The sequence below is a fragment of the Winogradskyella sp. J14-2 genome (genome assembly GCF_001971725.1).
GTDB lineage: Bacteria > Bacteroidota > Bacteroidia > Flavobacteriales > Flavobacteriaceae > Winogradskyella.
Genome location: NZ_CP019388.1, coordinates 2,675,023 through 2,701,289 on the forward strand (window position 1 = coordinate 2,675,023; position 26,267 = coordinate 2,701,289).

The following is a 26,267-nucleotide window of genomic DNA, read 5'->3' on the forward strand; positions in this document are numbered from 1 at the left end:
TTGCATTTCTAAAATAATACCATGGTTGTTAAGCTTCACGATTTATATTTCAAACCTTTTGTTAATGCAAATGAAATTGATGGTGTAGTACAGCGAATGGTCAATGAAATCGCTGCAGATATAGGAGATGAAATCCCTGTGTTTGTTGGGATTATGAATGGGTCGTTTATGTTTGTGAGTGACTTCGTAAAAAAATATCCAAACCCTTGTGAAGTTACGTTTATAAAATTGGCTTCTTACGAAGGAGTTAAATCTACCGAAGACATTCAGAGACTGATTGGATTAACTCAAGATTTAACTGGTAGAACGGTTGTTATTTTAGAAGATATTATAGACTCAGGTAATACGCTTGAAGAGGTGCATCGCATTTTTAAGAACGAAAATGTTAAGCAGCTTCTTATTGCGACATTGTTTTACAAGCCTGAAGCTTATAACAAAGATTTTAAACTTCATTATATAGGTAAAGAAATTCCGAATAAATTCATCGTGGGTTATGGATTAGATTACGATGGTTTAGGAAGAGATTTACCAGATGTATACCAATTAAAAACAACACAACACATGACAAACATCGTGCTATTTGGCCCTCCAGGAGCAGGCAAAGGAACACAAGCAAACTTCTTAAAAGAAAAATACGATCTCGTACATATCTCAACTGGAGATGTATTTAGGTACAACATTAAAAACGAAACTGCCTTAGGTATGTTGGCAAAGTCTTACATGGACAAGGGTGAGCTAGTGCCAGATCAAGTAACAATTGACATGTTGAATAAAGAGGTTGAAAAAAATGCCCATGCTAACGGTTTTATTTTTGATGGTTTTCCGAGAACAAATGCACAAGCCAAAGCACTAGATGAATTAATGGATAGCAAAGATTCTCAAATTAATGCAATGGTAGCCTTAGAAGTTGATGATGAGGTGTTAGTGGAGCGTTTACTAAAACGTGGTGAAACTAGTGGAAGAGCTGACGATGCAGACGAAAGTATCATAAGAAACCGTATTAAAGAATACTACGATAAAACAGCGATATTAAAAGATTACTATTCTGCACAAGACAAATATTACGGTGTTGATGGTGTAGGTAGCATTGAAGATATCACAGAGCGTTTGAGTGCTGTGATTGATAAATTATAGAAGTTTATTCGTTTAACTGTTTATTGGTTTAATTGAAACGAGTTCAACATGTATCAACATTCATTTGAGAAATTAACTGTTTGGCAAGACTCAATTGATTTGGTTGAATTGATTTACAAAACAGTTAGCTCATTTCCTAAAGAAGAGAAGTTTGGATTAATTAGCCAAATGAAAAGATCAGCAGTGTCTATCTCTTCAAATTTAGCAGAAGGAACATCAAGAATAACAAAGAAAGATAAAGCACATTTTTCTACTATGGCATTTAGTTCTACAATGGAACTTCTATGTCAAACTGAAATTTGTAAACGTTTAGCCTTTATAGATGAAGTTCAATATGATAATCTTAGAAGTAATATTTTGAAAATTTCTAATAAGATTAATTCATTGAGAAAATATCAAATAAACGCTTAAACAAATAAACCATTCAACTTTAGATGACAGAAGGAAATTTTGTAGACTACGTAAAAATGCATGTTGCTTCCGGTAATGGAGGTAAAGGTTCTGCGCATTTACATCGCGAAAAATATATTGCCAAGGGTGGACCTGATGGTGGTGATGGTGGTCGTGGTGGTCACGTGATTATAAGAGGAAATGAAAACCTATGGACGCTTTTGCATCTTAAGTTTAAGCGACACATTAGAGCAGGTCATGGTGAGCATGGTAGTTCTGGTAGAAGTACAGGAGCCGATGGAGAAGATGCTATTATTGAAGTGCCTTTAGGTACAGTTATACGTGATACAGAAACCAACAATGTCTTATTCGAAATCACCGAAGATGGCGAAGAAAAAATCGTTGCCGAAGGTGGTAAAGGTGGTCGTGGTAACTGGCATTTTAAGAGTTCTACAAACCAGACTCCGCGTTATGCACAGCCTGGTATTCCTCTGGAAGAAAGAGATATTACTTTAGAGTTAAAAGTATTAGCAGATGTTGGTTTGGTTGGTTTTCCTAATGCTGGGAAATCAACGTTGCTGTCTGTGTTAACGTCTGCAAAACCAAAAATTGCAGATTACGAGTTTACAACGCTCAAGCCTAATTTAGGTATTGTGAAATATCGTGATTTTCAGTCGTTTGTTATGGCTGACATTCCTGGAATTATTGAGGGAGCAGCAGAAGGAAAAGGGCTAGGTTACTATTTTCTAAGACATATTGAACGTAACTCGATCTTATTGTTTTTAATTCCCGCAGACGCAAAAGATATTGTTGAACAGTACGAAATATTAGTAGATGAGTTAAGACGCTACAATCCGGAAATGTTAGATAAAGAGCGTTTTGTTTGTATTTCAAAATCTGATATGTTAGATGACGAATTAAAATCTGAAATGTCTACCATTTTAGACAAAGATTTAGAGTGTGAGTATATGTTTATTTCATCTGTAGCGCAACAAGGACTTACAGCGCTAAAAGATAAACTTTGGAAAATGCTTAACCATTAGCATTTTTTTTATTTGTAACTTTATTAAAAAATGAAAGTTGTAAAATACCTATTGTTATTATTCATAATCTCGTCTTGTGGTACTGTAGTGAATTATGATTACGAGAAATCCACAGACTTTACAAAGTATAAGACGTATGACTATTTCAGTGATATGCAAACGGGTTTAAGTCAGTTAGATACCAAACGCCTTATGCGTGCAATCGATACAAAGTTGGCATCAATGGGTATGTCGCGCTCAGAAAATCCAGATTTTTATATCGATATACAAAGCCAAGATGTGATGAATAGAAATAACTCTACCGTTGGCGTTGGTGCAGGTGGTGGAGGCGGAGGCGGTTTTGGTGGTATCTCCGTTGGAATCCCAATTAACAACAACCAAAATACACGAGAAATTGTAATAGACTTTGTAGATAAGAAACAAAATGAGCGCTTATTTTGGCAAGCTGTTAGTGAAAGTAGCTATCGTCAAAATGCCTCACCTGAAAAACGTCAAGCCTATTTTGATGCTTTGGTTGATAAAGTTTTTGCGAAGTATCCTCCTAAGAAATAGTTTTGTCATTCCGAAATTGATTCGGAATCTATGGTAAGTTTTGAACTTTATCATTTTCCTAACATTATAAACTTCATCGTGGTCATTCGGTTTTGTAATTTTGATTGAATTCAAAAAAACAAACAAATAATGAGCATATTAGAAGGTAAAGTAGCACTTATTACTGGTGGAACTAAAGGTATTGGTTATGGTATTGCAGAAGCGTTATTGAACCAAGGATGCAAAGTTGCTATTACAGGAAGAGATCAGGAATCTACAGAAGCAGTAGCGAAAGAACTAGCATCTAAAACCAATTCAGAAAACGCAGTAATCGGACTTGAAGCAGATGTGAGACAATTAGAAAGTCAGGAAAACGCAGTAAAAGCAACACTTGATGCTTTTGGTCAGTTAGATTTAGTAGTTGCAAATGCAGGTTTGGGACACTTTGGGAGTATTGAAGATTTATCCGTAGACCAGTGGAACGCAGTTATAGATACCAACTTAACAGGTGTTTTTAATTCTATTAAAGCCAGTGTTGAGGCGCTAAAAGAAAGCAAAGGTTATTACATCACGATTTCAAGTTTAGCAGGAACCAATTTCTTCGCAGGAGGTTCTGCTTATAACGCTAGTAAGTTTGGTGTTACAGGATTTACACAAGCTGTAATGTTAGACTTGCGCAAATACGGTATCAAAGTCAGCACGATAATGCCAGGTTCGGTGTCTACATATTTTAACGGTAACGAACCAAGTGAAGCTGGTGCTTGGAAAATTCAAATTGAAGATATAGGAGAATTGGTCGTAGATTTATTGAAAATGAATCCAAGAACTTTGCCAAGTAAAATTGAGGTTAGACCAACGACGCCTCCTAGTAGTAAGTAAATTTTAATGTCATTGCGAGCGAAGCGTGGCAATCTCTTCAAATAATAAGATTGCGTCGTTCTGCGTCCTCGCAATGACATTTGTCTCTTTGCGCCTTTGCATCTTAGCGAGAAAAAACCTATTCAACAGTAACTCTCACTCCCTCACTATGACTACTAAACTCAGGTGCATACATCGATTGAATCGTGCTAATGCCATTACTCATATCTCCAGCATTGTTGACGCGTAAATCATATTCAAACACATAGACACCTTTTGGTAAATAATCCATAAAGAAATTTGTCGCTGCATCTTTTGTGCTTTCGTAATAACCCAAGCCATCCTGCCATTTGTATTGCGATAGTACGTTGATGGGCTCAAAACCTGCAGCACGCATATCTTTTAAATGCACAAATTCCATGTCTCTATCAGAACGCAACTCAATACGAACGCGAACTAGATCACCAACATTTAGTTTAGTGTCTTTATTAATTTCTGAAATTTCTTCACCTTTATCAGTATTCGATTTTAAGAATAGTTTTTTACTCAACTTTAAAGGTGTCTCTGCTGACGTAATTTTATCTAAATCTTCAAAATACTGCCAGTAAAGTGCTCCCCAAGCAATACCATCTCCCTTTTTAGAAATAGTAACATTGGCTTGTTCTGCTGTAATTTCTTCACCTGTCCACGAGGTTTTGTAGTAACCTGTGCCAGCTTCAACTTTTACATTATCTAATGTTGAAGGGTTTATAGTTTCGTTACCAACTTTTACGTCAACCATTTCACTGGCATCCAACCAAGAAATACCTTGAAGCAATAATGCATAAACAGCTTCTGTGGTTGCTTTGGTGGTTTTCCATTTGTTGGTTTGCTTGTTTTTGAGCAACCAGATTTTTAGGTTGTCAACAATATTAGTCGTTTCTTTTTGCGCTTCGACTGCGCTCAGCGTGACATCATAGCTAGCCACACCAACTTCAGAAAATGCTTCAATTAAAAGTGCTTGCGTTTCAATAGGTGCTTGGTGCCAGTACCAAGAATTGGTGTTGGCTTTCCAGTACATGCCTAATTCGTCTGAGGTAATGCTATTTTCTTTTAGTGATTTTAAAATCTTTCCTGCTGTTGCATCATCATTCATTCTATGAAGTGTTAAAGTCATTAAACCTTTGGCATATAACGAACGTTTTAACCAATATTTCTGCATTTGCGATTTGTAGTAATCCATTATAGTTTCTACTTCTTTTGAAGCTTTTACTTCAGGATAAAAACTACGTACATACATATAGTGCAGTTGCGTGTAAGATAAATGGTCTTTGCTTAAATCTGCATCCTTATTATACTTTTTGATGTCTTTATACTCTTTTACGAATTCAGTGTCTAGGTATTGGATGGCGTTTTTAATCATAGACATCTCGACTTCGCTCGATGTGACAGAAAGGTGTTTGAGATGACCAAACCCAGAAATAATATGTTGCGTAATAAAACGATTAGCATAACCACCATTAAACCAAGGCCAAGCACCAGATGGCAATTGGTTTTGTTTCAGTTTTCGCAATGCTGAATTGAGTTCATTATTCATTTTATTTAAGTCGAATAACAAGCCAATACGCTTTTTCTGCTCAGTTTCAGATTGAGCATCGCGTAACCAAGGTGTTTCTTGAATTAAAAGTGATTTTAACTCTTGATTTTTCTCAAGGTTAGACAATAAACTGTTGGCTGAGGTACTCGAAGCCCATTGATTGAAAACCGCTTCAATCTTAGGATTAGAGGTCACGATATGCTGTGCTAAAGCATTCGCATAATATCTAGAAAACGTCTGCTCGTTACAATCGTATGGATATTCCATTAAATATGGTAAAGCCTGTACAGCATACCATGCAGGATTGGAGGTCATCTCTAAAGTTAGCTTGTGGTGTCTGAGGGTACTCGAAGACACATTTTTGTGTCCATTCTCTTGCACTTCGAGGGCCTCAGTGCCCAGTTTTGCCAACTTATCTAAAGTAAACGTCTTCGTTTCATTAGAGCGTATCCACATTGGTAGTGTTTCGGTTACCAACATTCTGTTGGATAATACTGGTAAAGCGTTTTGTTCACCATCACTAAAATCTCCTGATTTGGCAATGATTTGGTATTGTACAGCTTGTAACCCTTTTGGTATTGCTAGCGACCAAGAAACCTGAGTGTTGCCTTTGGCATCAACAGAAAAGGCTTCATTTGCTTTGTATTTTGATTCTGTTGTCCGGTAGTCTAAAGACTTAATCACAAGATCGTAAGAAATATCACTGCCTGTTATTGCATCTGTTAACACTAAAGTAGCTATACCAGACAATTCCTTCTCAGTAAGATTAGCAATTTTTGTACTGATCGTAATTTGATCTCCTTCTCGTAAAAAACGTGGTGCATTTGGTATCACCATTAACTCTTTTTGAGTTACAGCCTCTAGTTGCTTTACCGAACTTTCTAAAGTTTTGGTGTGTGCTAATAATTGCAATTTCCATTTGGTTAAGGCTTCTGGTGCTTTAAAGTTAAAACTTACATTACCGTCTTCATTAGTTTGTAGTTGTGGAAAGAAAAAAGCGGTTTCGTTGAGGTTTTTACGGATTTGGATAGTTTCTTTTTTTGGAACTATTTTCGCTTTTTCCATTTTAATATAATATTCAGGGTCTTCTAGGTTGTCTGAAGTTGTAAATTTTCCTTCAGACTTAAAATGTACACTATCATTGGCTCTACCACTTGCATTCATATATTCGATTCCCATATCAGCTTCTTGTACTTCTACATTTCCAATTTCATCTTCCGTAATAATTAAATATTCTTCTGGTGTGTCTTTATAATTTTCATACTTCACACCTGGTGCTCTGGCTAGTAAACTTCTCATTCTAGAACTTCCATAACCGAAATACAACCCAAACCAATCTAACTGGTCATAGCTTTGCGATTCTATACTGTTAGGATAAGCAAAACGATTAAATAACCTAAAGCTGGTAGTGCCAAAACTACGTCCACCATTTTTGTTTAATCTTCCATTATAATATGGTCTCTTAATAGGACTGAAACTCCAGTTGTGCCCTCTAAATTCATCTAAAGATGCATCGTACATACTTGCTAAAAGTTCAGCAGAAACTTTATCTCCTTTTGGTCCTTTAATTTTAAAACTCCAGGTTTCATCTTGTCCTGGCTGTAACTTGTCTCTAAAGGTTGTGGTTTCAATCTCTAAATCGGTTTTAGGATATGGTACATTAACTCTAAAACTTTGGTAAACATAACTATTGTAAGCCGCAAAACTTGTGTGAACTTCAAAACCACCTAAATCGTCTTCTAAAACAGGAATGCTGATTGTTTGTTTAGAGTTGTTCAATTTTACCAACTGTGTTACAATGATGTTGTTGTCTTTTTCAACTTCTACAGTCACTGTGATGTCTTTTGCTGCTGAGCCAATGGTGAGTTTTGCAACGTCACCAGCTTTGTAGCTGTCTTTATCTAGAGTGGCTTCAAAAAGTTGATGGTCTGCAACGGTTTTATCTTTTTCGCTAAATAGGTTTGTATAGGCTTCTGCTTTTACGTCTGCTCCAAATTTATCCTTGCTTTCTGCAATAATAATGTACTGACCAGAATTCCATTTTTTTAGTTTCTTTAATGTGATGGTTTTTTGTTTTTCAGTATCGAAATTTGTTGAGAACACTTCCTCTCCTTTATCCCAATTGATCGATAAATGCTCGTCGTTGTATGGATCGTGAGGAAATATACGTTTAAATTCTTCCTTTGAAATTATCTGAAAATCTGGTGCATCCCAAGGTCTGGCTCTCAGAACATAATCAGGAGCTTGGAGTTTGTAAATTTTTAAGGTTCCTTTTGCTGGTACTTCTTGACCATTCAAATTTTTTGAGTTGAGGGAGATTTCAACCTCTTTTTTAGTTTTATCAATCTGGTTTGGATTCGTAATCTCCAAAGTCATAGCATGATAGCCGACATTTACAACCGTGGATGTAGAACGTGTTTCTCCATTAATATCCGTAATATCAGCAGTAACTTCATAATTAAAAACAGGAAGGTTGTCTTTAGAAACGCTTTCATCTGGTAAGGCTTTAAATGTGATTTCAAATTCGCCTTTGTCGTTTGTTGTGCCTTCTCCAAAAGTGATTTCTTGTGCTTCAGAACTGTAATAATCTGGTCGTCTCCAATACCACCAACTCGGATATTGCACTTGGCGTTTTACACGATACACCACCTTAGCATCTGTAATATTACTACCTGCAAAAGCAACGGCTTTTCCATTTACGGTAATACTGTCGTTAACTTTAAACGTTTCAGTAATAGGCTGAAATTCTGGTTTAAATTTTGGACGTTTGTATTCTTCGACAGAGAAGTACGTGTAGCCTTTTTTACCACAAACCATTTCAATTGTAAAGCTTCCTGTCAGTCCATCGTTAGGTAAAATAAATTCGCCAGCAACAGAACCAAATTCGTTAGTTTCAAGTGCTTGTTCGCTTACAACTTCACCATTAACATTTTTTAATCTTACAGTCGCTTTTTCGTTGGCATACACTTCGGTTTTGTCATTTTTGGTAGCTGTAACAATACCTTTAAAATAAGCTGTTTGTCCAGGTCTGTAGATGCTACGGTCTGTAAATAAAAAGACGTTGTATTGCGTGTCTGTATTTTTGCGAGGTTTGTATGCTCTAGAAAAGTAGTAATCGCCAAAATACGCTTCGTTGTTATTGTGGTCTACTTTAATTTCTACTTGTCTGTAATAGTTACGGTCTTTTTTAAAGTTGAATTTTCCAAAACGATCTGTTTTTAAATTTTTAGAAAAAGACTTGTTTCTATTATTTGTGTAAAAGATTTTTATAGAAGCATCAGAAATCGGCTCACCATTATTTCTGTTAATAAGCTGATAATGTATAGCCTCGTTTTGTATGCGCTCTAAAAGTGCAAAATCTGTAATCTGAATGTGTGTAACGGCAAATACATTGTCTTTGTTGGTGTCTGCTTTGATGAGGTAAAATCCGTTGGCTAATTTTGGAATTACAATTTCTGTGCTATGCTGTTGAAAATCGTCTTCAGACTTTAAGTTGCTAGTAAACTTATGAATAGGTTTTAGTTTGCTGAAAAATTCAAGCCTTTGCTCAGTATTGTTTTTCTTGTTGAAAATTTCAAGTTGGTTAATATCAACTTTGTAAATATTAAAATCTAGCTCAGCAAGGTTTTTGTAATTCACTAAAATTCTAGACGGAGTATTTACAGAAATAAATTCTTCAGCTTGAAGTCCTAAAGATGGTTGAAGAATTTGCTGTTTAAGAATTTCGCATTTTTTGGCACCATCACTTTCCGGAAATGCAGCTATCACTTTGTTGCATAGGTCAATAGCTTCTTTGTTTTTCCATCTGTTTTTTTCGTTCACTTCAGTGTTTAATATCTCTGAATCATATTCAAAACCTTGTTGTTGATAAAGGTTTGCTGTTTCATAATTGTAAAGTGCAGATAATGGTGAGGCTTTTAAAGCTTCAGCATTAGTTGTTAAAGTTTTAATTAATACATCTTCTTTTTTATCAAAAGTGGCATGTTGTAAAACAAAATTTAGACGCTCAATATCTACATTTACAAAGGCTTTACTTTGCTTATCCTTACGATGAAATTTTAAAAGATTCTGATAAACTTTAAGTGTATTTAACTCTAGGTTTGTGGAATCTTTTGAGCTTAATTTTAAATTGATAAAAACCTCGCTATCATCTAAAAAGGAAGGATTGTCAATCTTAAATTGATATGCAGGTTTGGTAATGCTATTTTCATCGGTTTTATAAAATTGAAGTGCGTTATGACTCAATAAATCAAACAACGTAGGTCTGTAGATTTTAGAATTTTTGTATTCGTTTAAAAGCACGCTGTAGTTTTCTAACGACTCTTGTTGAAGCAGCAGACCATTTTTTAAAGAACGTTGGTAATACACATGAATTTCATTGAACAAGGTTTCTAAATCCCAAGTTCTAAAGTCATCGCTTACTTTTTCTTCGGTTTTAGATCTATTGTAAAACTTATAACGATTTTGCTGAAAATACTGCCAATACATCGTTGCCAACATGTTTTCTAATAAGCGTTGTGCTGGAATATCTTTAGTGGCTTCAATTTCAGATTTAAAAATATTAACAATATTAAGCTGAGCGTCTTCTTCAAGAATCAGCATGTATTTACTCTTGTGCAACAGTGCTTTTATCTGTTGTTGTTTGTTTTTAGAAGATTTTGCGTTTTTATAAATCGTATCAACAAGCTCTGCAGCACTTTTGGTTAGGCCTTCATTTTCTAGTTGTATCACCTTTTTCCACAGGTCATCAAGGTTGTCTTGGGCTTGAGAAAAGGAAGCAAAGCAAATGAGCATTAGGATTGGTATATAGTTTTTCATAAGTATTATAATTTTCTGTAAAATACCTTCAAAAGACGCACCAAACAAAGTCATAAAGCGTCAAAAGGGCATTTGGGTGAGTTAAGTTAAACAATTTGTGAGTGAATGCGCTCGTTATTATATTGTATTTTTGTAAAAAATAGTCTTAAGGTATGAATAAGTTTCTATTGATTTTTTTAATGTCTGCCTACTGCTTTGCGCAATCATCTAAAGAGAAAGCAAAAACATATTTAATAGAAAAGAATTATAACAAAGCACAGCAAGAACTCACCACTTTTTTAGAGGCTAATCCTAGTGATACTGAGGCTATTGAGCTATTAGGAGACGCGTATGGTTACCAAAAAAAATGGGACAACGCTGTGGAGCAATACAAAATTTTAAAAGATAATTACCCTAAAAATGCTAATTATCATTATAAGTATGGTGGTGCTTTAGGTATGAAGGCTCTTAGCATAAGTAAGCTAAAAGCCCTTGGTATTATTGGCGACGTTAAGCAAGCTTTTTTAAAGGCTGCAGAGTTAGATGAAAAACATATTGATACTCGTTGGGCTTTGGTAGAGTTGTATGTGTCTCTTCCTGGTATTGTTGGCGGAAGCAACTCTAAAGCCTTAAAATATGCTAACGAGCTTCAAAATCTATCTAAGGTTGACGGCTATCTAGCAAAAGGTTATGTTTATGAATATGATGATGAACCAGAACTGGCCGAAAAGTATTATAAATTGGCTATCGAAGTAGGAGGCTCTGTTACATGTTATGAAAAATTAACCAATTTTTATGAGACTAATAATCAGCCAGATAAAGCTATTGGGAACCTAGAAGAAGCGCAAAAAAAACACCAACGCAATGCCATGCACTACCAAATAGGTAAAGTTTGCGCAGATTATAATATTCAATTAGAGAAAGGCGAAAAATGTTTAAAAGCTTATTTGTATAACCACTCTGCAAAAGATGGTGTACCAAAGGCATGGGCTTATTATCGTTTGGCTCAAATCTACAAGCATAAGAAAGATAAAACTGAAGCTTTAAAATGGATAAACAAAGCTATAGTGGGCTTGCCAGAAATTGAGGTGTTTCATGACGAAAAAGCTGCAATATCAGAGTTGTAGTACAGACTACATAAATAATAGTTATAAAAAGTATTAAAATTATTAATAGCTTAAATATTTGTTAAATTCGCAAAAACGATAGTATTACTATTATATTTGCAACCAAATATTTTAAGTATGATAAATTTACTGTCAAATTTAAAGATTGCTGTACCAGACAAGATATTTATCAAAGATCCCGAATCGTCGGATTTAGGCAAGCGCATCATAGAGCACAGTATTTTGCTAATCGATGAGATAGGCTTTGATAGTTTTACATTCAAAAAACTTGGTGTTAAAATAGGCTCTAACGAAAGCTCAATTTACCGCTATTTTGAAAGCAAGCACAAATTACTTCTGTACTTAACCTCATGGTATTGGGCTTGGATAGAGTACCAAATGGTATTTACAACTCATAATGTTCCAAATGCAAAGGAACAACTATTTAAAGCCATTGAAGTCATTACGCAGACCATAAAGGAAGACATTACAATTACACATATCAATGAGGTAATTTTAAATAGAATTATTATTAACGAATACTCTAAATCTTATTTAACAAAAGAGGTAGATAGTGAAAACAAAGAAGGGTATTTTGTTGCTTATAAACGCGTGGTAAAGCGTTTAAGTGAAATTATAAATGCAGTAAATCCGCATTATGAGTTTCCTTCTAGTTTAGCAAGTACAATTGTAGAAGGTGCTTTGCATCAGCATTTTTTAAAGGCACATTTTAGATCTATTACAGACTGTGGTAAAGATGTAACACCAACCGAATTTTTTCTCAACCTAACCTTAAACGTATTAAAGTCTACATCAAATGAATCAAAATAAACCACTACTAACACCTTGGCAACGATTTGTTGGTATTTTAAGACTTGAAAAAAAGGATCTACTCCAAGTTATTTATTACGCTGTTTTTTCAGGGCTTATTAGTTTAACATTACCTCTAGGAATTCAAGCCATAATAAATTTAATCCAAGGAGCTCAAGTTAGTACATCTTGGATTGTTCTTGTCGTTTTGGTAACATTGGGTGTTGTCTTTGTAGGTGTTTTGCAGCTTATGCAGATGCGAATTATAGAAACGGTTCAGCAACGTCTATTTATGAGAGCATCTTTTGAATTTACTTACCGCTTTCCTAAAATTAGAATGAATGAACTCCGTAACTTTTATCCGCCAGAATTGGCCAATCGTTTTTTTGATGTACTAACGGTTCAGAAAAGTTTGGCAAAGTTATTACTCGACGTACCAGCAGCCGTATTGCAAATTGTGTTTGCGTTAATACTATTATCCTTTTACCATCCGTTTTTTATTGCTTTTGGTATTCTTTTAATCATACTTATCTATATCGTATTTAAGTTTACCATTCAAAAAGGTATGGAAACCAGTTTAAAAGAATCTAAGAAAAAATACATGGTGGCACACTGGATACAAGAAGTTGCCAGAGCGATTATAAGCTTTAAAATTTCGGGCAGAACATCCTTAGCCTTAGAAAAAAATGACAAACTGGTAGAGGGTTATTTAGAAGCAAGAGAAAGCCATTTTAAGATTTTGGTGATTCAGTTTATACAAATGATTGGTTTTAAGGTAATCGTTACGGCTGGTTTATTAATTATTGGCGGACTATTAGTACTGAATCAAGAAATGAATATAGGTCAATTTGTCGCTGCCGAGATTATCATTTTATTGGTAATAGCCTCTGTTGAAAAGCTGATACTCGGATTAGAATCTTTCTACGACGTGCTAACATCGCTAGAAAAAATGGGCCAAGTAGTAGACAAAAAATTAGAATCACAAGAAGGAATTGAAGTAGATAAGGCTAAAAGTCTTAAGATAGAACTCGATAAGGTAACTTATGAAGTACCCAACAGATCTGTCCCAATTTTAAATAACATATCAATGACTATAAACCCTTCGAGTAGAGTTTTGCTTCAAGGACCTAGTGGCTCTGGGAAATCCACATTACTTCGAATGATTTCGGGAATTATTGAACCCACAAAAGGCAGAATTTTTGTTAATGACGAGGCTATTCAGAATATTCATCTTAATAACTACAGATCTTGTCTTGGCTTATCTCTAGCAGATGAGACACCGTTTGAGGGTAGTATTAAAGATAATTTAACCTTAACAAATAAAAATATCACCGACGAAGAAGTAAATAAAGCAATTGAGATCGTTGGCTTAAGAGATTATCTTAAAGAAACAGAGAAAGGATTAGAAACTATTATATATCCCGAAGGCAAGCAGATGTCTTTTACAGTGGCCAAAAAATTAATTTTAGCAAGAGCTATCTTAAAAAAACCAAAGATCCTTGTTTTAGAAGAACCTCTTGAGCATTTTGAAACAGCAGAAGCTCAAAGAATCATTAAGGCACTTACAGCTCCAGAAAACCCTTGGGCATTAATTGTTGCTAGTTTTAATAAAGATTGGGCAAGTGAGTGTACTGACATAATTACTTTAAACAGTGGTGAAATTATCTAAAAACAAATCGCAATGTTGAATATATCTAAAAATCCATTAAATAAAACAGTAGATTTATCTACTTACAACTCAAGTAAGCGTGTTTTTGATAAATATTATTATAAGTATTTTAACCGGTTTCTTGGTGCATTTGCTATTGTTGGTTTAATTATACTGTTTTTGCCATGGACGCAAAATATTACCGGAAGAGGTAATGTTACCACCTTAACGCCAGGTCAAAGACCTCAAACCATTCAGTCTCAAATTCCAGGTAGAATAGAGAAGTGGTTTGTAAATGAGGGAGACTATGTAAAAAAGGGAGACACCATAATGCAAATTTCAGAAGTAAAAAGTGAATACTTCGATCCTAACTTAGTAGAACGAACGGCTCAGCAGCGCGATGCAAAGGCATTTTCTGCCAAGTCCTATGAGGAAAAAGCACGCTCTGAAGATGTGCGAATAGTTGCGCTTTTAAACGAAAGAAAACTAAAGCTAGAACAAGCTCAAAATAAGCTTTTACAAGCAAAGTACAAGGTAGAAGCAGATAGTATAGACCTCGAGGCGGCCAAAACTAATCTTAGAATTGCCCAAACCAAATACAATCGTGCAGATACCCTCTATCAAGACGGTTTTACTGCCTTAAAAAATGTAGAAGACGCGCGGTTAAAATTGCAAGAGACCCAAGCCAAATTAGTGTCGCAAAAAAATAAACTCTTAGAAAGTAAAACTGAAGTCATTAATGCCAGGCTCGAAATTAACAGAGTAACACAAGAATTTGCAGATAAGATATCTAAAGCCCAAAGCGAAAAATTCTCCGCAAAATCAAATCAGTTTAGTACCGAAGCAGAAGTACAAAAGCTCGAAAATCAATACTCAAACTACAAAATTCGTAACAGTTTATTACATGTAACGGCACCATATGACGGTTTTATAAATAAAGCATTACGAGGTGGTGTTGGCGTTACATTTAAGGAAGGCGAAGAATTAGTAGGTATAATACCAGATAATGTAGATTTAGCTGTAGAAACGTTTGTAGAGCCAATAGATTTACCATTAATTCATAAAGGTGAAAAAGTACGCGTACAATTTGATGGCTGGCCTGCAATTGTTTTTAGCGGTTGGCCAAATGTATCCTACGGTACCTATGGTGCAGAGGTGGTTGCGGTAGAACGTTTTATTAGTGCCAACGGAAAGTTTAGAGTGCTGCTAAAACCAGATCCAGAAGACCATCCTTGGCCAAAAGATGTACGTGCAGGCTCTGGCGCATTTACAATGGCACTGTTAGACGATGTTCCAATTTGGTTTGAGCTATGGAGACAGCTCAACGGTTTTCCACCAAATTACTATCAGCCACAAGATGGTAGTGCATCAACAAAAGCTAAGAAATAAACAATGAAGTATTTAAGCACACTACTTTTTATTTTTATAAGCACATTAAGCTTTGCCCAAACAGATAGCATTAAAGAAGTTTTACGCTTTAATGAGTATTTAGGTTACGTTAAAAAGTTTCATCCTATTGTAAAGCAAGCAGAACTTGTAATAGACGAAAGTCAGGCAAAACTATTAAAATCACGTGGTGCTTTTGACCCTAAGTTTGAGGTAGATTATGATCGCAAAAAGTTTAAAGGAATAGAATATTTTGATAGACTCAACGGGATGTTTAAAATACCAACGTGGTACGGCATTGAACTCAAAGCAACATTCGAAGAAAATTCAGGAAATTTCTTAAACCCTGAAGGCTTTGTGCCAGAAGATGGTTTGTACTCCGCAGGTGTTAAAGTATCTGTAGCCCAAGGTCTTTTAATCAACGATAGAATGGCATCTTTAAAACAAGCCAAATTGTTTAGAGAGCAAGCCAAGGCAGATAGAGATATTTTTGTTAACAATATTCTTTATGAAGCATCCTTAGCATATTTTAAATGGTTGCAAGCTTATAATGAGTTAAAGTTGTTTGAAAACTTTTTAACCAATGCAGAATTGAGATACAGAGGTATAGAACGTGGTGCAGAAGTTGGCGAACGTGCCGATATTGATGTGGTTGAAGCTAGAATTGCAATTAACCAGCGTAGATTAAGTCTAGAACAATCTAAAGTAAAGTTGATGAAAGCATCTTTAGAGCTTTCTACATTTCTATGGTTAGAGAATAACGTTCCTGTAGAATTACAACCAAACGTTATTCCAGATGTAGAGTCTGAGCCCATTGTAGATACGACGTTTAGCATCAATCAATTACGGGAAGATGAGGTTATTATAGAGACGCATCCAAAGTTAATTTCGTTAGACTATAAATTGCAAAGTCTAGAAGTAGACACCAGACTTAAAGCCAATAAGCTCTTACCCAAAGTAGATGTAGAATATAACTTTATTACCGAAGTACCAGAAGTTGCGCGTTCTTTTAATACTGCCGAGTATAAAGGAGGTCTCAATGTAAGTTTTCCTTTGTTTTTACGCAAGGAGCGCGGAGATTTAAGATTGGCAAAACTAAAAATGCAAGACACGGAATTTGAGATTAATGCCGCCCGAGTTAATCTTCAAAATAAAATTAATGCCATTCGTCAAGAGTTAGATTCTTATAGTACACAAAATGAGTTGGTTGCGCAAATGGTGACCGACTACTCAAAAATGTTAGAAGCAGAAGAACGTAAGTTTTTCTTAGGTGAAAGTTCTCTATTCTTGGTAAATTCTCGAGAATCTAAGCTTATTGATGGACAGCTAAAAGCTATTGAAGTACAATACAAGTTTTTTAGTACTAAAGCAAAACTGTTTAATAGCCTTGCGGTAAATCCAGATCTTTAGAAGATATTTTCTCTTATGTCTAGTCTAATATCTCTCATCTATAATTTATATTTGTTTTATGAATGTACATTTTATAGCTATAGGTGGTGCAGCAATGCACAATTTGGCGTTAGCGCTACATAATAAAGGATATAAGGTTACTGGAAGTGACGATGAGATTTTCAATCCTTCAAAATCACGATTAGATGCAAAAGGACTTTTACCTGAAACTTTTGGTTGGTTTCCAGAAAAAATCACAACAGATTTAGATGCCGTGGTATTGGGTATGCATGCCAAAGCCGATAATCCTGAGCTGTTAAAAGCTCAAGAATTGGGTCTGAAAATCTATAGCTATCCAGAGTTTTTGTACGAGCAATCCAAAAACAAAACCAGAGTCGTCATTGGTGGAAGCCACGGAAAAACAACGATTACGTCTATGGTTTTGCACGTAATGCATTACCACGATAGGGATGTAGATTACATGGTTGGAGCGCAGCTTGAAGGGTTTGATGTGATGGTAAAACTCACCGAAGACAATGATTTTATAGTTTTAGAGGGTGATGAATACCTGAGCTCACCTGTAGATAGACGCCCAAAATTTCACTTATATAAACCAAATATTGCATTATTGAGCGGTATCGCTTGGGATCATATCAATGTTTTCCCTACCTACGAGAACTATGTAGAGCAGTTTAAAACCTTTGTAGATTCTATTGTTTTGGGAGGAAGCATTAATTACAATGAGGAAGATGAAGAGGTAAAACGTGTTGTTGAAGCTTCGGAAAACCAAATACGTAAAATTCCATACAAAACACCAGAATATACGGTTGAAGATGGTGAAACCTTATTGGATACGCCAGAAGGGCCAATGCCAATAGAGATTTTTGGCTCACATAATTTAAACAATTTAGCAGGCGCCAAATGGATTTGCCAACATATGGGTATTGATGAAGATGATTTCTACGAAGCCATTGCTACGTTTAAAGGAGCAAGCAAACGCCTAGAAAAAATCGCAGAAACTCAGAAAAGTGTCGCTTACAAGGATTTTGCACATTCGCCAAGTAAAGTTGAGGCCACGACCAAAGCAGTAAAGGCACAATACAGCGACAGAACTTTATTAGCTTGTTTGGAGTTGCACACCTACAGTAGCCTTAATGCAGAATTTTTAAAAGAATATAAAGGTGCTTTAGATGCAGCCGATGTTGCCGTAGTTTTCTACTCGCCACATGCTGTAGAAATTAAAAAACTAGAAGAAGTTACTCATGAGCAAATCGCGAATGCTTTTGAGCGCGATGATTTAGTTATTTATACCAACCCAGCAGAATTTAAAGACTTTTTATTCTCTCAAAATTTTGATAACAAAGCCTTGTTGTTAATGAGTTCTGGCAATTATGGTGGTTTGGATTTTGATGCGGTGACAAAACTGTTTTGACGATTTGTCATCCTGAACTTGTTTCAGGATCTCATTTCTCATCGGCACTGTTCCCGCACGCAGACCGTGTTCTAGATGTGATGCGGAATCCTTTTCTTAGTCTTGTTGTTAAAATTGCTTCATGCTTTTGCAGGATCATAAATTCTGGACTTGTGGAATGATGCAATTAGACTCACCCAATCTTAGAATTAATTAAAAATGCCAAAATCAAAATATTGAGAGGCAATAACCACCAAACCCAATTGGTATTGTTGTTTCCAAATATGTTGTTAGAGATAAAACCATTCATCTTGTTGTAGAGTTTTGAGCTGGCTTCAACTTTATTACCGCTTGTAATTTCTTCTTTTAGGTCTATGAGCATACCAGCAAAAGGAATTTTACTTAGAATTAAGATGATGCCTTTTCGCAAAAACTTAGGTGTTTTTTTGTATTTGGAATTAACCATTTTACCAAAGTCTAAGGTTTTATGTAGCTGATTGTCAGACACCTTGCCTTTACCTTTAAATACCTGTTCCGTTTTATCAATAATGAGTTCACTTATTTTGTGAAAAAGCGATGATAGATTTTCATAAATAACTCTCATAGTATCAATAATGACGTACTAGTATGCTCTGTAAGAGGCATAAATAGTTACGGCAAGTCCAATTATAAAAACCAGAAAAACAAACATAAGTTTGCCAATCTCAAAGTCCGTAGAGAAAAGCTGCTTTATAACATAAAAAAACAAAATGGTATTAGATATGGCAAAAAGAAATAACACGGTAAAAAAACGCCTTACACCATTCACACCTAGTTTTCCCCCTTCTTTTATCAATCGCCATGGATGATTGAGTAGTTTCAGAAGTTTGTTGTTGTTTTCTTCGTTTTCAGGAAGGTTGTTGTATTCTATTTCAAACGCTTTTTCCTCACCACCATTTACTTAATAGCTACCATGAATTGAAAATTTCTTTTTCATCTGTATTGATTAGTCAATTTTTGTAAAAGGTCGTTTAAATTTTTGAAAAAGACAAAATCTTGTTGAAAGTTGGTTTGGTGGTTTAGGTTTTAGTGTATTTGTAGAAGTGTCGCTATCGGTTCGCATATGATTTGTGCGACTTAAAATCCGCTAGGATTTTTAGCTAGTCAAATCAGTTCTTAAATATTTTTTTTTTAATTGTGTTAGAAAGTAAATAAGTATTATGTACAGCGTTAGAAAACGTTTTTACTCAAATGAGTTTTCAGTTTTGGTATTATTCTTAAATTATAACCTATCTTTAATTCTATCCTTTAATTGATTCATTTCAATATGAAAATCTATATTAAATATATGGTAAGTTTAAGATGCAAGCTTATGGTAGAAAGTGAATTAGAAAAACTTGGGATTCATCAAACCAATATTGAATTAGGTATGGTAGAAACGAAAGAAGAAATTAATGATGACCTTCTGTTGGAACTAAAATCAAACCTAGCAAAATCTGGTTTAGAACTAATGGATGATAACAAAAGTATTCTTGTAGATAGGATAAAAAATGTCATTATAGAAATGATTCATTATTCTGAAGAGATTCCGAAGGTTAATTATTCAGATTACATTGCTGAAAAATTAGACTATGATTATACTTATTTATCGAATCTATTTTCTGAAGTTAAAGGCATTACTATTCAGCATTTTATAATTAAGCACAAAATAGAAAGGGCAAAAGAATTGATTCTTTATAACGAACTCAATCTTACTGAAATTGCTTATAGATTAAATTATAGTAGTGTCGCTCATTTGTCTAACCAATTTAAAAAGGTAACTGGTCACACACCTACTTATTACAAAAAAATTGGTCAAATAAGGAAAAGTAATCTAGAGAATCTGTAAGATGTGTAATCTTATAAACTACTTGTGTAATAGGCAGAAAGGCATTAGTTCTCATCTTTGTATTAATAATGCAATTAAGCATTAGGTTAAATACAATATTATGGAAACCAAGAACAAAGTAGGCGAGAGAAAGTCTAGTGAGTTATTTAAATTTAGTGGTGATTGGGACAAGCAATCCAAAGCATTAAAAGCAAAATTTCCTAAGCTTACGTCAGAAGATGTAAAATTTGAGAGTGGTAAAGAGTTAGATTTGATAAAGCGTTTAGAAAACAAGTTAGATAAAGACCGTAACGAAGTGGTTGGGATTTTAAAATCAAACTATGCAACAGTTACAAAAGCAATCTAATCTAATTAATACTAAAATTTATTTAAAGAGCAGTTTATTAATAATCTGTTCTTTTTTTTAATTATTTCAACCTGTAATATCTGTAACTAAAGGTATTTATTCTATAACGAAATTATTGTCATTGATAATGATATTTGTAATGCTATTAATCAATTAGGGAAGACCAAATATTAATTTATTTGGCTTTAAGAAGCAGACTTAAAAATCTGCTTTTTTTATTCCCATTTCATAGATTTTATTTTTTGTATAAATGTTATTTGTCTTCTTCCATTTTTAGCCAAGTTTAAATGTATTGACTTATCCTTAAAAGCAGACCTGATTTTTTGAAATATTGGTTTTAATAGAGTTTTAAGTTTTGCCTTTTTTTATTTGGTTTAATACCCTTTTCTTTTAAGGTTATGGCGCAATTAATCTGCAAATTATTCATAGAATAACTTTTTAATAGTTTCTACAAAGTTGAGACTATTATTTCCGTCAAGTTTAAAGCCTATTAATCTATGTTTACATAATTGACTGATATTTATGCCTTGTCAAATAATCTGTGATATCTACAACTTATCTTATTGTTAATGTAACTAACTAGCTGCTAGTAATGGTATCTTATGCCCTAATCAAATAATTTAGAAGAAGATGTCAAAAGAAAATAAGGGTAAGAAGAAAAATGACAAAACGCCTGCAGCAACAACAGCAAAAGAAAAAAGGACTGCTAAAGTTTTAAAGCGGAATTTAAGGCGAAATTCAGAATAGTTTTGAGATGGAAAATGAAGATTTTGAAGAAGCAATTACATTTAACCTATCAGATATCATAGATTATAAATCTAATGATATTGTAGTTAAAAATATATTAATAAGAGATGCCGTCGTCATTCAATACCTACTTTTTGATTTTGGAAAAGTTCAAGCTTTTGAAAAGTCACCTTTTTTGAGGTTTATTTATATAGCGGAAGGTAAGGCAGAGGTTGTCATTAATAATAACTCTTCTTTTTTGCAGAAAGGCGATTCGATACTTATCCCTGGAAATACAGAAAGTTCAATTGAAGCTAACCAACCGTTTAAAATGATTTGTACTACAATTAAGAACGATTAGAAAATACGCAAATAATAAAGTTTAAAAATTATTATGAAAAATAAATTTAAATCTGGTGACATAGTCTGTGCAAAAATTAATCCAACAACGCCTTTAAAGGTTAGAGTTTTTGCTCGTAAAGTTTATTATTGTGATGTGTTAAATAAGCCAGACGAAAACGAAAAAGTTTACTTTGAAAGAGAAATCGAGTTGTATGATTCTTAAAGGATAAATTTGTAATGTAGAGTTCTTTAACTAGCAAATGTTATTTCCATATGTTGCCAATTTTAATGATATAAGTGCAGCTAAATTTTTGAGAAAGTCAAACTACAAACTCTCAACAAAATCCAAAAACACAGCCTTATGCTTTTCCAAATCTAAATCTGGTGAAACCGCAACTCTGGCAATATAATCTTTGTCTCCTTCCTTGGTTGTACCTTGCGTAGAGGTGGCAGGAATGGTCCAATAACAACCTTTTAGTTGGCCATAACTCACACAGTATTTGCTTTCTGTAGGAATTTCAGTAATCATCAAATTAATTAATCTGAGATTTAAAGCACGCTTGTACGCTTCACGTTCTTCATCTGTATTACCTTTTGTCGGTAAGTCTAACGAAAAAACTGAAGGAGTGAAGCCTTCAGCAGCCAGTTTCTCTGAAACGAAATTAATTTTAGCATCTGGTAATACCTCGTGGATGTAATTAACAAAAGCTCTTGTGTTTTTATAAGCATCTTCAATACGCTTTAACATTGATGGCATTTGAGTAGCCAAAATTTGGTATTGTAACGCTGTAGCTTCGTTATCGCAAAGCTCTAAATGTTTAGCTATTGGTTGAATTAAATATTCGGCTTTTGCATTGGCTACAGCATAACCAGCAGTACATTTTCCACCACTAGGAAATTTAGAGCCACTCACATAAGCAATGGTTTTTACATTTGAGAGTATGCCATTATCACCTAAAAACTGTACGTTGGGACAAAATGTTTGATCTAAAATAAACACAGGTGCAATGGCAGTTGTACCATTTGGAGCTTGGCGCACTTTGCTAAGAGCCGAATTAAGTTGTTCTAAATCTGGAACTTCGACACGAGGATTTGTTGGTATTTCGGCAATGATGTATGGTATAGTATCTTCTTTAGCAAGTTGAGTTAGCACCTTTTCTACGCTGTTTACCATATCATTGTCACCATCAACTGGCAAGTCAACAATTTCCACATTGTCAAGACAGGCAGCAACACGTCTGGCTTGGTCGTTTGTACCGCCATAACAGTTTGGTGGCACCACAAATTTTATGGCTTTGCCAGGATGCTCTTTTTGAGCGTTGTCTATCAATCCCATCATAATGGCATATTGCATAGACAATCCGCTAGAAGCTACTAAAGCTTCGCCAGAAGTCGCGTTAATTGCATTAATGATAGATTTTACTTTGGCTTTGTGAGTAGCTGTATCTAATTGCTGAGGTAAAAAAGAAGTTTCAGTAGTGTAGGCTTTTAAAGCCAACAAACAATTAGCAGGTGTCATAGCAATAGTCTCACGACGTCTAACATGTTGAATGTCTGAAATAAAACTCGTTTTTGCTTTACCAGAAATTAATAATACACTACCTAAACCTTCATAAAGATTGACATAAAAATCGATCTTTTCATTTTGAAGATTAGCAGCAACAGTTTGATGTTTAGAAATTAGAATTGTTGAACCATCAAAGGCTTCAATAGCATCAAGATTTTGGATGTGTTCAATTTCAAAATTGTAGTTATAGACTGATTTTAAAAGGTCAGTACTGAAACGTTTTGGTAAATCTTCAGTATGCAAAATGCGTGTGGCTCTTTGTTCTAAAAGATTAGTACGTAAGATGGCCAAAATAGGCATGCTTTCCGAAGAAAAGCTAATCACATGTTCTGAATTGAGGCCATTGAGTTTGGCAATAGTCCATTCTAAAACTGAAGACAGCGGATGGCCAAGTCTTATGTAATCGTAAGCTGTTGGCAATTGGCTTAAGGATTCGGTACTGGAATCTCTAGAAATGTAAAGATTTTCAAATTGCGCTATAAATTGCGTTTTTGCTAATTTTTCGTTGTAAATGTCTAAGCGATGAGTTGTTAAATTTAACCAATCGCTAGGTATATTTTCTACAGTGTTTTTTATGTAATTCAGCATTTGAAAATCTTTCATGTATTCCTTTTTCTTTTGGATTACAAAGATACGCTAGTTGATAATTCTTTTGAAATCTTATAAGCGTTTTGTTCGTGCTTGCAATAAATGAAAATATCTTTCGTTATTGGTTAAAATCAACTAAACACGTTTACCCATAAATTAAAATTACGTTTCAATTTATTAACCAATCTAAAAAAATTATGAAACGTATAGTTTATGCCTGTCTTATTGTTGTTTTATTTTCTTCTTGTACATCGAACGATGACGGCAATTCGCCAAACGATAATTCTAATTTTTATGCCCTTACTGTAGGAAATCAATGGGTTTATAAAAACTATGGGTTTAATTTTAGTTCTCAGGAATATGTTGATACTGGAATAGTGGACTCTGTAAGTATTATTGGTATAGAAAATATTAATTCTAAAGATTATTATAAATTCAGAATTTTTACTTCTGGAAATGATGACGATATTCCTTTGTATAATCTAAACGGTGAGCGCTTTGAATTGTTGAGAGACTCTTTGGGTTATTTAGTATATGATGATGGTACAATAAAATATACTAATAGTGATTTTTCACCAAGGCCATTGTTTTCATCAGATTGGGGAAGTGTTTATGAACAACTTATTGCTTTAGATCATGAGATTACTGTGGAAGCAGGTACTTTTAATAGTAGTTATACGCAACGTTTCGTTATTTTAGAAAATGGGGAACAAGCCGCAGGAATGGACCATATTTATTATGCAGATGGTTATGGCTTAATATATGATACGGTTTCTTTTGTTTCTCAGGAAAATCCTAGGGTCGTAAGACGTCTTGATTCTTATTTTGTTCAAAACTAAATCATATCAATTTATCCAAAAACTGTCTTATACTTTCTTGATTGACTCTAATCAATTCTTCACGAGCTGCTACTTTATCACTCGTTTTTTTGTCTTGAGAAAGTTTAAACTTTCCTTCCCAATGCATAATGTCTATTTCAAACATTTTAATATAATTAAGGTTTGCATTTAGGCGAGGATTATCTGGTTCTAGCGTGTATTTTGGATTTGGGTTTTCTAGAAACTCAGTCATTGCTATTAGTGACTGTTTTAAGGAGTCTTTATCTTCAATCGCAGTAACTTTTCCTTTAAGATGTACTCTAATGTAATTGTATGTTGGTAATTGTGTAGTGGAGTATATGCTTGGTGAAATATAGCATTGTGGTCCATAAAAGATCACTGTGATATCCTTGTTGTCTTTTAAATATTCGGTTTGTGGATTGTAAATATCAATATGCCCAATTAGTTTTCCGTTTTCATAAATTAAAGGAAGATGGGTTATTAAAGGTGTATTATCCACAACCGAAATAATGGTTGCCAAAGGGTAAGCTTTAATAACTTCTATAATGTGATTTTTATCTGAGTCTTGGTGGTGCTTTGGTGGGTACAAACTATTTACGATTTACCATTATTGATTTAAGAATTACGATTTTTGCCTACTGCCTACTGCCTACTGCCTACTGCCTACTGCCTACTGCCTACTGATTTATACACCAAACTGCTTTAAATGATGATCTAAATGTTTGTATTGCATTTGTCCCCATTGTTGTGCCGTAAAATACCCAAAAGCAGGATGCGGATTCCATTCTGTTTTGTCTTTATGTGCATAGGTTTCATCTAATAAAGCTTCGAGTTTGGCTTTTTCTGTATTAAAGTCTTTAGTGTCCTTGGTTTTAAGAAATTTAGCTGTCGGTAATCCTTTTTTCCAAGGTTTGTCATTATACAATGATTTTTTAAAAAACACCTTTGCAAGCCAACTGGGCTTCATGCCATAGTCCTCTTTTTCCAATATGACATTTAATGGTCCTTGGCAATGCCAAACCATCTGGCCAACATTCATTTTTCCCCAATTAGCTTCAGCATTTTCATTAAGGTTTTCTAGTCGGCTTTTTATGTCGTTATAAGCGTTTTCTTCAAAAATAGATTGCATTATTATTGATTTAAATAGACGCTTAAAGTTACAATTTTTTATCTTTAGAGCATGTCGGAAAATTCAAGTTCATTCTCTATAAAAAACTGGTCTCAAGACGATCAGCCTAGAGAAAAATTACGGGATAAGGGTAAGACTGTACTTTCGGATGCCGAACTGGTTGCCATCTTAATTGGTTCTGGAAGCAGGGAAGAAAGTGCCGTTGATCTGTGTAAGCGCATATTAGCCAGCGTAGATAATAATCTAAATGCTTTAGGGAAATTGTCGATTAAACAATTAATGGAGTTTAAAGGCATTGGAGAGGCTAAAGCCATAACCATAGCTGCCGCTATGGAATTGGGTAGAAGACGACGATTAGAAGATGCTGTACAGTTAGATAAAATAACATCGAGCCGTTCTGTTTTTGACGTTATGCAACCTATTTTGGGAGAGCTACCACATGAAGAATTCTGGATTCTCTATCTTAATAATTCTAATAAAGTTATTCAGAAAAATCAGCTAAGTAAAGGAGGTATCACAGGCACTTTAGTAGATGTACGACTAGTGCTAAAATCTGCTTTAGAAGTGGGCGCAACAGCATTAATACTCTGCCATAATCATCCTTCAGGTACTTTAAAACCTAGTCAGGCAGATAAAGATATTACTCAAAAGTTAAAAACGGCTGCACAAAGTTTAGATATAAAAGTTTTAGATCATTTAATTATAACAGAGAACACCTATTTTAGTTTTGCAGATGAGAGTATTCTGTGAAGATTAAATTCAAAAATCAAATACTAAATTCCAA

22 protein-coding genes are annotated in these 26,267 nt (G+C 34.5%); 17 read left to right on the top strand and 5 right to left on the bottom strand.

The features are described 5' to 3' along the window. Nucleotides 1-21 precede the first annotated feature (21 nt). The 5 genes from BWZ20_RS11960 to BWZ20_RS11980 all read left to right on the top strand — a co-directional run bounded on the left by BWZ20_RS11960 (nucleotide 22) and on the right by BWZ20_RS11980 (nucleotide 3,977). Complete coding sequence (locus BWZ20_RS11960; protein ID WP_076620269.1) at nucleotides 22-1,134, top strand: adenylate kinase; 1,113 nt, start codon at nucleotides 22-24, stop codon at nucleotides 1,132-1,134. Between the two features lie 48 nt (nucleotides 1,135-1,182). Beyond that, the gene (locus tag BWZ20_RS11965) at nucleotides 1,183-1,545 is read left to right on the top strand and encodes a four helix bundle protein (protein WP_076620271.1); all 363 of its coding nucleotides are present in this window, start codon (nucleotides 1,183-1,185) and stop codon (nucleotides 1,543-1,545) included. A gap of 23 nt (nucleotides 1,546-1,568) precedes the next feature. Next, nucleotides 1,569-2,567, top strand: a complete 999-nt coding sequence (obgE, locus tag BWZ20_RS11970) for a GTPase ObgE (protein ID WP_076620273.1) — start codon at nucleotides 1,569-1,571, stop codon at nucleotides 2,565-2,567. Nucleotides 2,568-2,597: 30 nt separating this feature from the next. Next, on the top strand, nucleotides 2,598-3,119 hold the full coding sequence (locus BWZ20_RS11975) for a DUF4136 domain-containing protein (protein ID WP_076620274.1): 522 nt from the start codon (nucleotides 2,598-2,600) through the stop codon (nucleotides 3,117-3,119). A 129-nt stretch (nucleotides 3,120-3,248) separates the two neighbouring features. Beyond that, complete coding sequence (locus BWZ20_RS11980) at nucleotides 3,249-3,977, top strand: SDR family oxidoreductase (RefSeq protein WP_076620276.1); 729 nt, start codon at nucleotides 3,249-3,251, stop codon at nucleotides 3,975-3,977. Between the two features lie 118 nt (nucleotides 3,978-4,095). Here the strand turns inward: BWZ20_RS11980 and BWZ20_RS11985 are convergent, their stop codons facing one another. Beyond that, nucleotides 4,096-10,350, bottom strand: coding sequence for an alpha-2-macroglobulin family protein (locus BWZ20_RS11985; protein ID WP_076621353.1), 6,255 nt, complete (start codon nucleotides 10,348-10,350; stop codon nucleotides 4,096-4,098). Nucleotides 10,351-10,502: 152 nt separating this feature from the next. On the opposite strand from BWZ20_RS11985, the gene BWZ20_RS11990 reads away from it, so the two are divergent. The 6 genes from BWZ20_RS11990 to BWZ20_RS12015 all read left to right on the top strand — a co-directional run bounded on the left by BWZ20_RS11990 (nucleotide 10,503) and on the right by BWZ20_RS12015 (nucleotide 18,100). Beyond that, on the top strand, nucleotides 10,503-11,456 hold the full coding sequence (locus BWZ20_RS11990) for a tetratricopeptide repeat protein (RefSeq protein WP_076620278.1): 954 nt from the start codon (nucleotides 10,503-10,505) through the stop codon (nucleotides 11,454-11,456). A gap of 117 nt (nucleotides 11,457-11,573) precedes the next feature. After that, nucleotides 11,574-12,266: a TetR/AcrR family transcriptional regulator gene (locus BWZ20_RS11995; RefSeq protein WP_076620280.1), complete on the top strand. Its 693-nt coding sequence runs from the start codon at nucleotides 11,574-11,576 to the stop codon at nucleotides 12,264-12,266. After that, nucleotides 12,253-13,914, top strand: a complete 1,662-nt coding sequence (locus BWZ20_RS12000; RefSeq protein ID WP_076620282.1) for a peptidase domain-containing ABC transporter — start codon at nucleotides 12,253-12,255, stop codon at nucleotides 13,912-13,914. The genes BWZ20_RS11995 and BWZ20_RS12000 overlap by 14 nt, the downstream gene beginning before the upstream one ends. 12 nt (nucleotides 13,915-13,926) lie before the next feature. Further along, complete coding sequence (locus BWZ20_RS12005; RefSeq protein WP_076620284.1) at nucleotides 13,927-15,282, top strand: HlyD family secretion protein; 1,356 nt, start codon at nucleotides 13,927-13,929, stop codon at nucleotides 15,280-15,282. A gap of 3 nt (nucleotides 15,283-15,285) precedes the next feature. Further along, nucleotides 15,286-16,689, top strand: a complete 1,404-nt coding sequence (locus tag BWZ20_RS12010; RefSeq protein ID WP_076620285.1) for a TolC family protein — start codon at nucleotides 15,286-15,288, stop codon at nucleotides 16,687-16,689. 58 nt (nucleotides 16,690-16,747) lie between these two features. Beyond that, the gene (locus tag BWZ20_RS12015; protein WP_076620287.1) at nucleotides 16,748-18,100 is read left to right on the top strand and encodes a UDP-N-acetylmuramate--L-alanine ligase; all 1,353 of its coding nucleotides are present in this window, start codon (nucleotides 16,748-16,750) and stop codon (nucleotides 18,098-18,100) included. Nucleotides 18,101-18,272: 172 nt separating this feature from the next. On the opposite strand, the gene BWZ20_RS12020 is transcribed toward BWZ20_RS12015, so the two are convergent. After that, on the bottom strand, nucleotides 18,273-18,683 hold the full coding sequence (locus BWZ20_RS12020; protein ID WP_076620289.1) for a hypothetical protein: 411 nt from the start codon (nucleotides 18,681-18,683) through the stop codon (nucleotides 18,273-18,275). Nucleotides 18,684-19,385: 702 nt separating this feature from the next. Between BWZ20_RS12020 and BWZ20_RS12030 the strand changes: the two genes are divergently transcribed. From BWZ20_RS12030 to BWZ20_RS15415, 4 genes are all read left to right on the top strand, one after another. Beyond that, on the top strand, nucleotides 19,386-19,946 hold the full coding sequence (locus BWZ20_RS12030) for a helix-turn-helix domain-containing protein (protein ID WP_076620292.1): 561 nt from the start codon (nucleotides 19,386-19,388) through the stop codon (nucleotides 19,944-19,946). A 100-nt stretch (nucleotides 19,947-20,046) separates the two neighbouring features. Further along, nucleotides 20,047-20,292, top strand: a complete 246-nt coding sequence (locus BWZ20_RS12035; protein ID WP_076620294.1) for a hypothetical protein — start codon at nucleotides 20,047-20,049, stop codon at nucleotides 20,290-20,292. Between the two features lie 754 nt (nucleotides 20,293-21,046). Further along, nucleotides 21,047-21,379, top strand: a complete 333-nt coding sequence (locus BWZ20_RS12040) for a hypothetical protein (protein ID WP_076620296.1) — start codon at nucleotides 21,047-21,049, stop codon at nucleotides 21,377-21,379. Nucleotides 21,380-21,412: 33 nt separating this feature from the next. Next, nucleotides 21,413-21,583 (top strand): hypothetical protein, encoded by a 171-nt coding sequence (locus BWZ20_RS15415; protein ID WP_198034952.1) that lies wholly within the window; start codon nucleotides 21,413-21,415, stop codon nucleotides 21,581-21,583. Between the two features lie 102 nt (nucleotides 21,584-21,685). Here the strand turns inward: BWZ20_RS15415 and BWZ20_RS12045 are convergent, their stop codons facing one another. Continuing rightward, complete coding sequence (locus BWZ20_RS12045) at nucleotides 21,686-23,530, bottom strand: PLP-dependent transferase (protein WP_076620298.1); 1,845 nt, start codon at nucleotides 23,528-23,530, stop codon at nucleotides 21,686-21,688. Nucleotides 23,531-23,712: 182 nt separating this feature from the next. Between BWZ20_RS12045 and BWZ20_RS12050 the strand changes: the two genes are divergently transcribed. Beyond that, nucleotides 23,713-24,354, top strand: coding sequence for a hypothetical protein (locus BWZ20_RS12050; RefSeq protein ID WP_076620300.1), 642 nt, complete (start codon nucleotides 23,713-23,715; stop codon nucleotides 24,352-24,354). A gap of 1 nt (nucleotide 24,355) precedes the next feature. Here BWZ20_RS12050 and BWZ20_RS12055 read toward each other — a convergent pair whose 3' ends face one another. Both BWZ20_RS12055 and BWZ20_RS12060 read right to left on the bottom strand, forming a co-directional pair. Then, nucleotides 24,356-24,943 (bottom strand): FMN-binding negative transcriptional regulator, encoded by a 588-nt coding sequence (locus BWZ20_RS12055; RefSeq protein ID WP_076620302.1) that lies wholly within the window; start codon nucleotides 24,941-24,943, stop codon nucleotides 24,356-24,358. A 96-nt stretch (nucleotides 24,944-25,039) separates the two neighbouring features. Next, the gene (locus tag BWZ20_RS12060; RefSeq protein ID WP_076620304.1) at nucleotides 25,040-25,483 is read right to left on the bottom strand and encodes a DUF1569 domain-containing protein; all 444 of its coding nucleotides are present in this window, start codon (nucleotides 25,481-25,483) and stop codon (nucleotides 25,040-25,042) included. Nucleotides 25,484-25,534: 51 nt separating this feature from the next. On the opposite strand from BWZ20_RS12060, the gene radC reads away from it, so the two are divergent. Continuing rightward, nucleotides 25,535-26,233, top strand: coding sequence for a RadC family protein (gene radC, locus BWZ20_RS12065; protein WP_076620306.1), 699 nt, complete (start codon nucleotides 25,535-25,537; stop codon nucleotides 26,231-26,233). Nucleotides 26,234-26,267 lie beyond the last annotated feature (34 nt).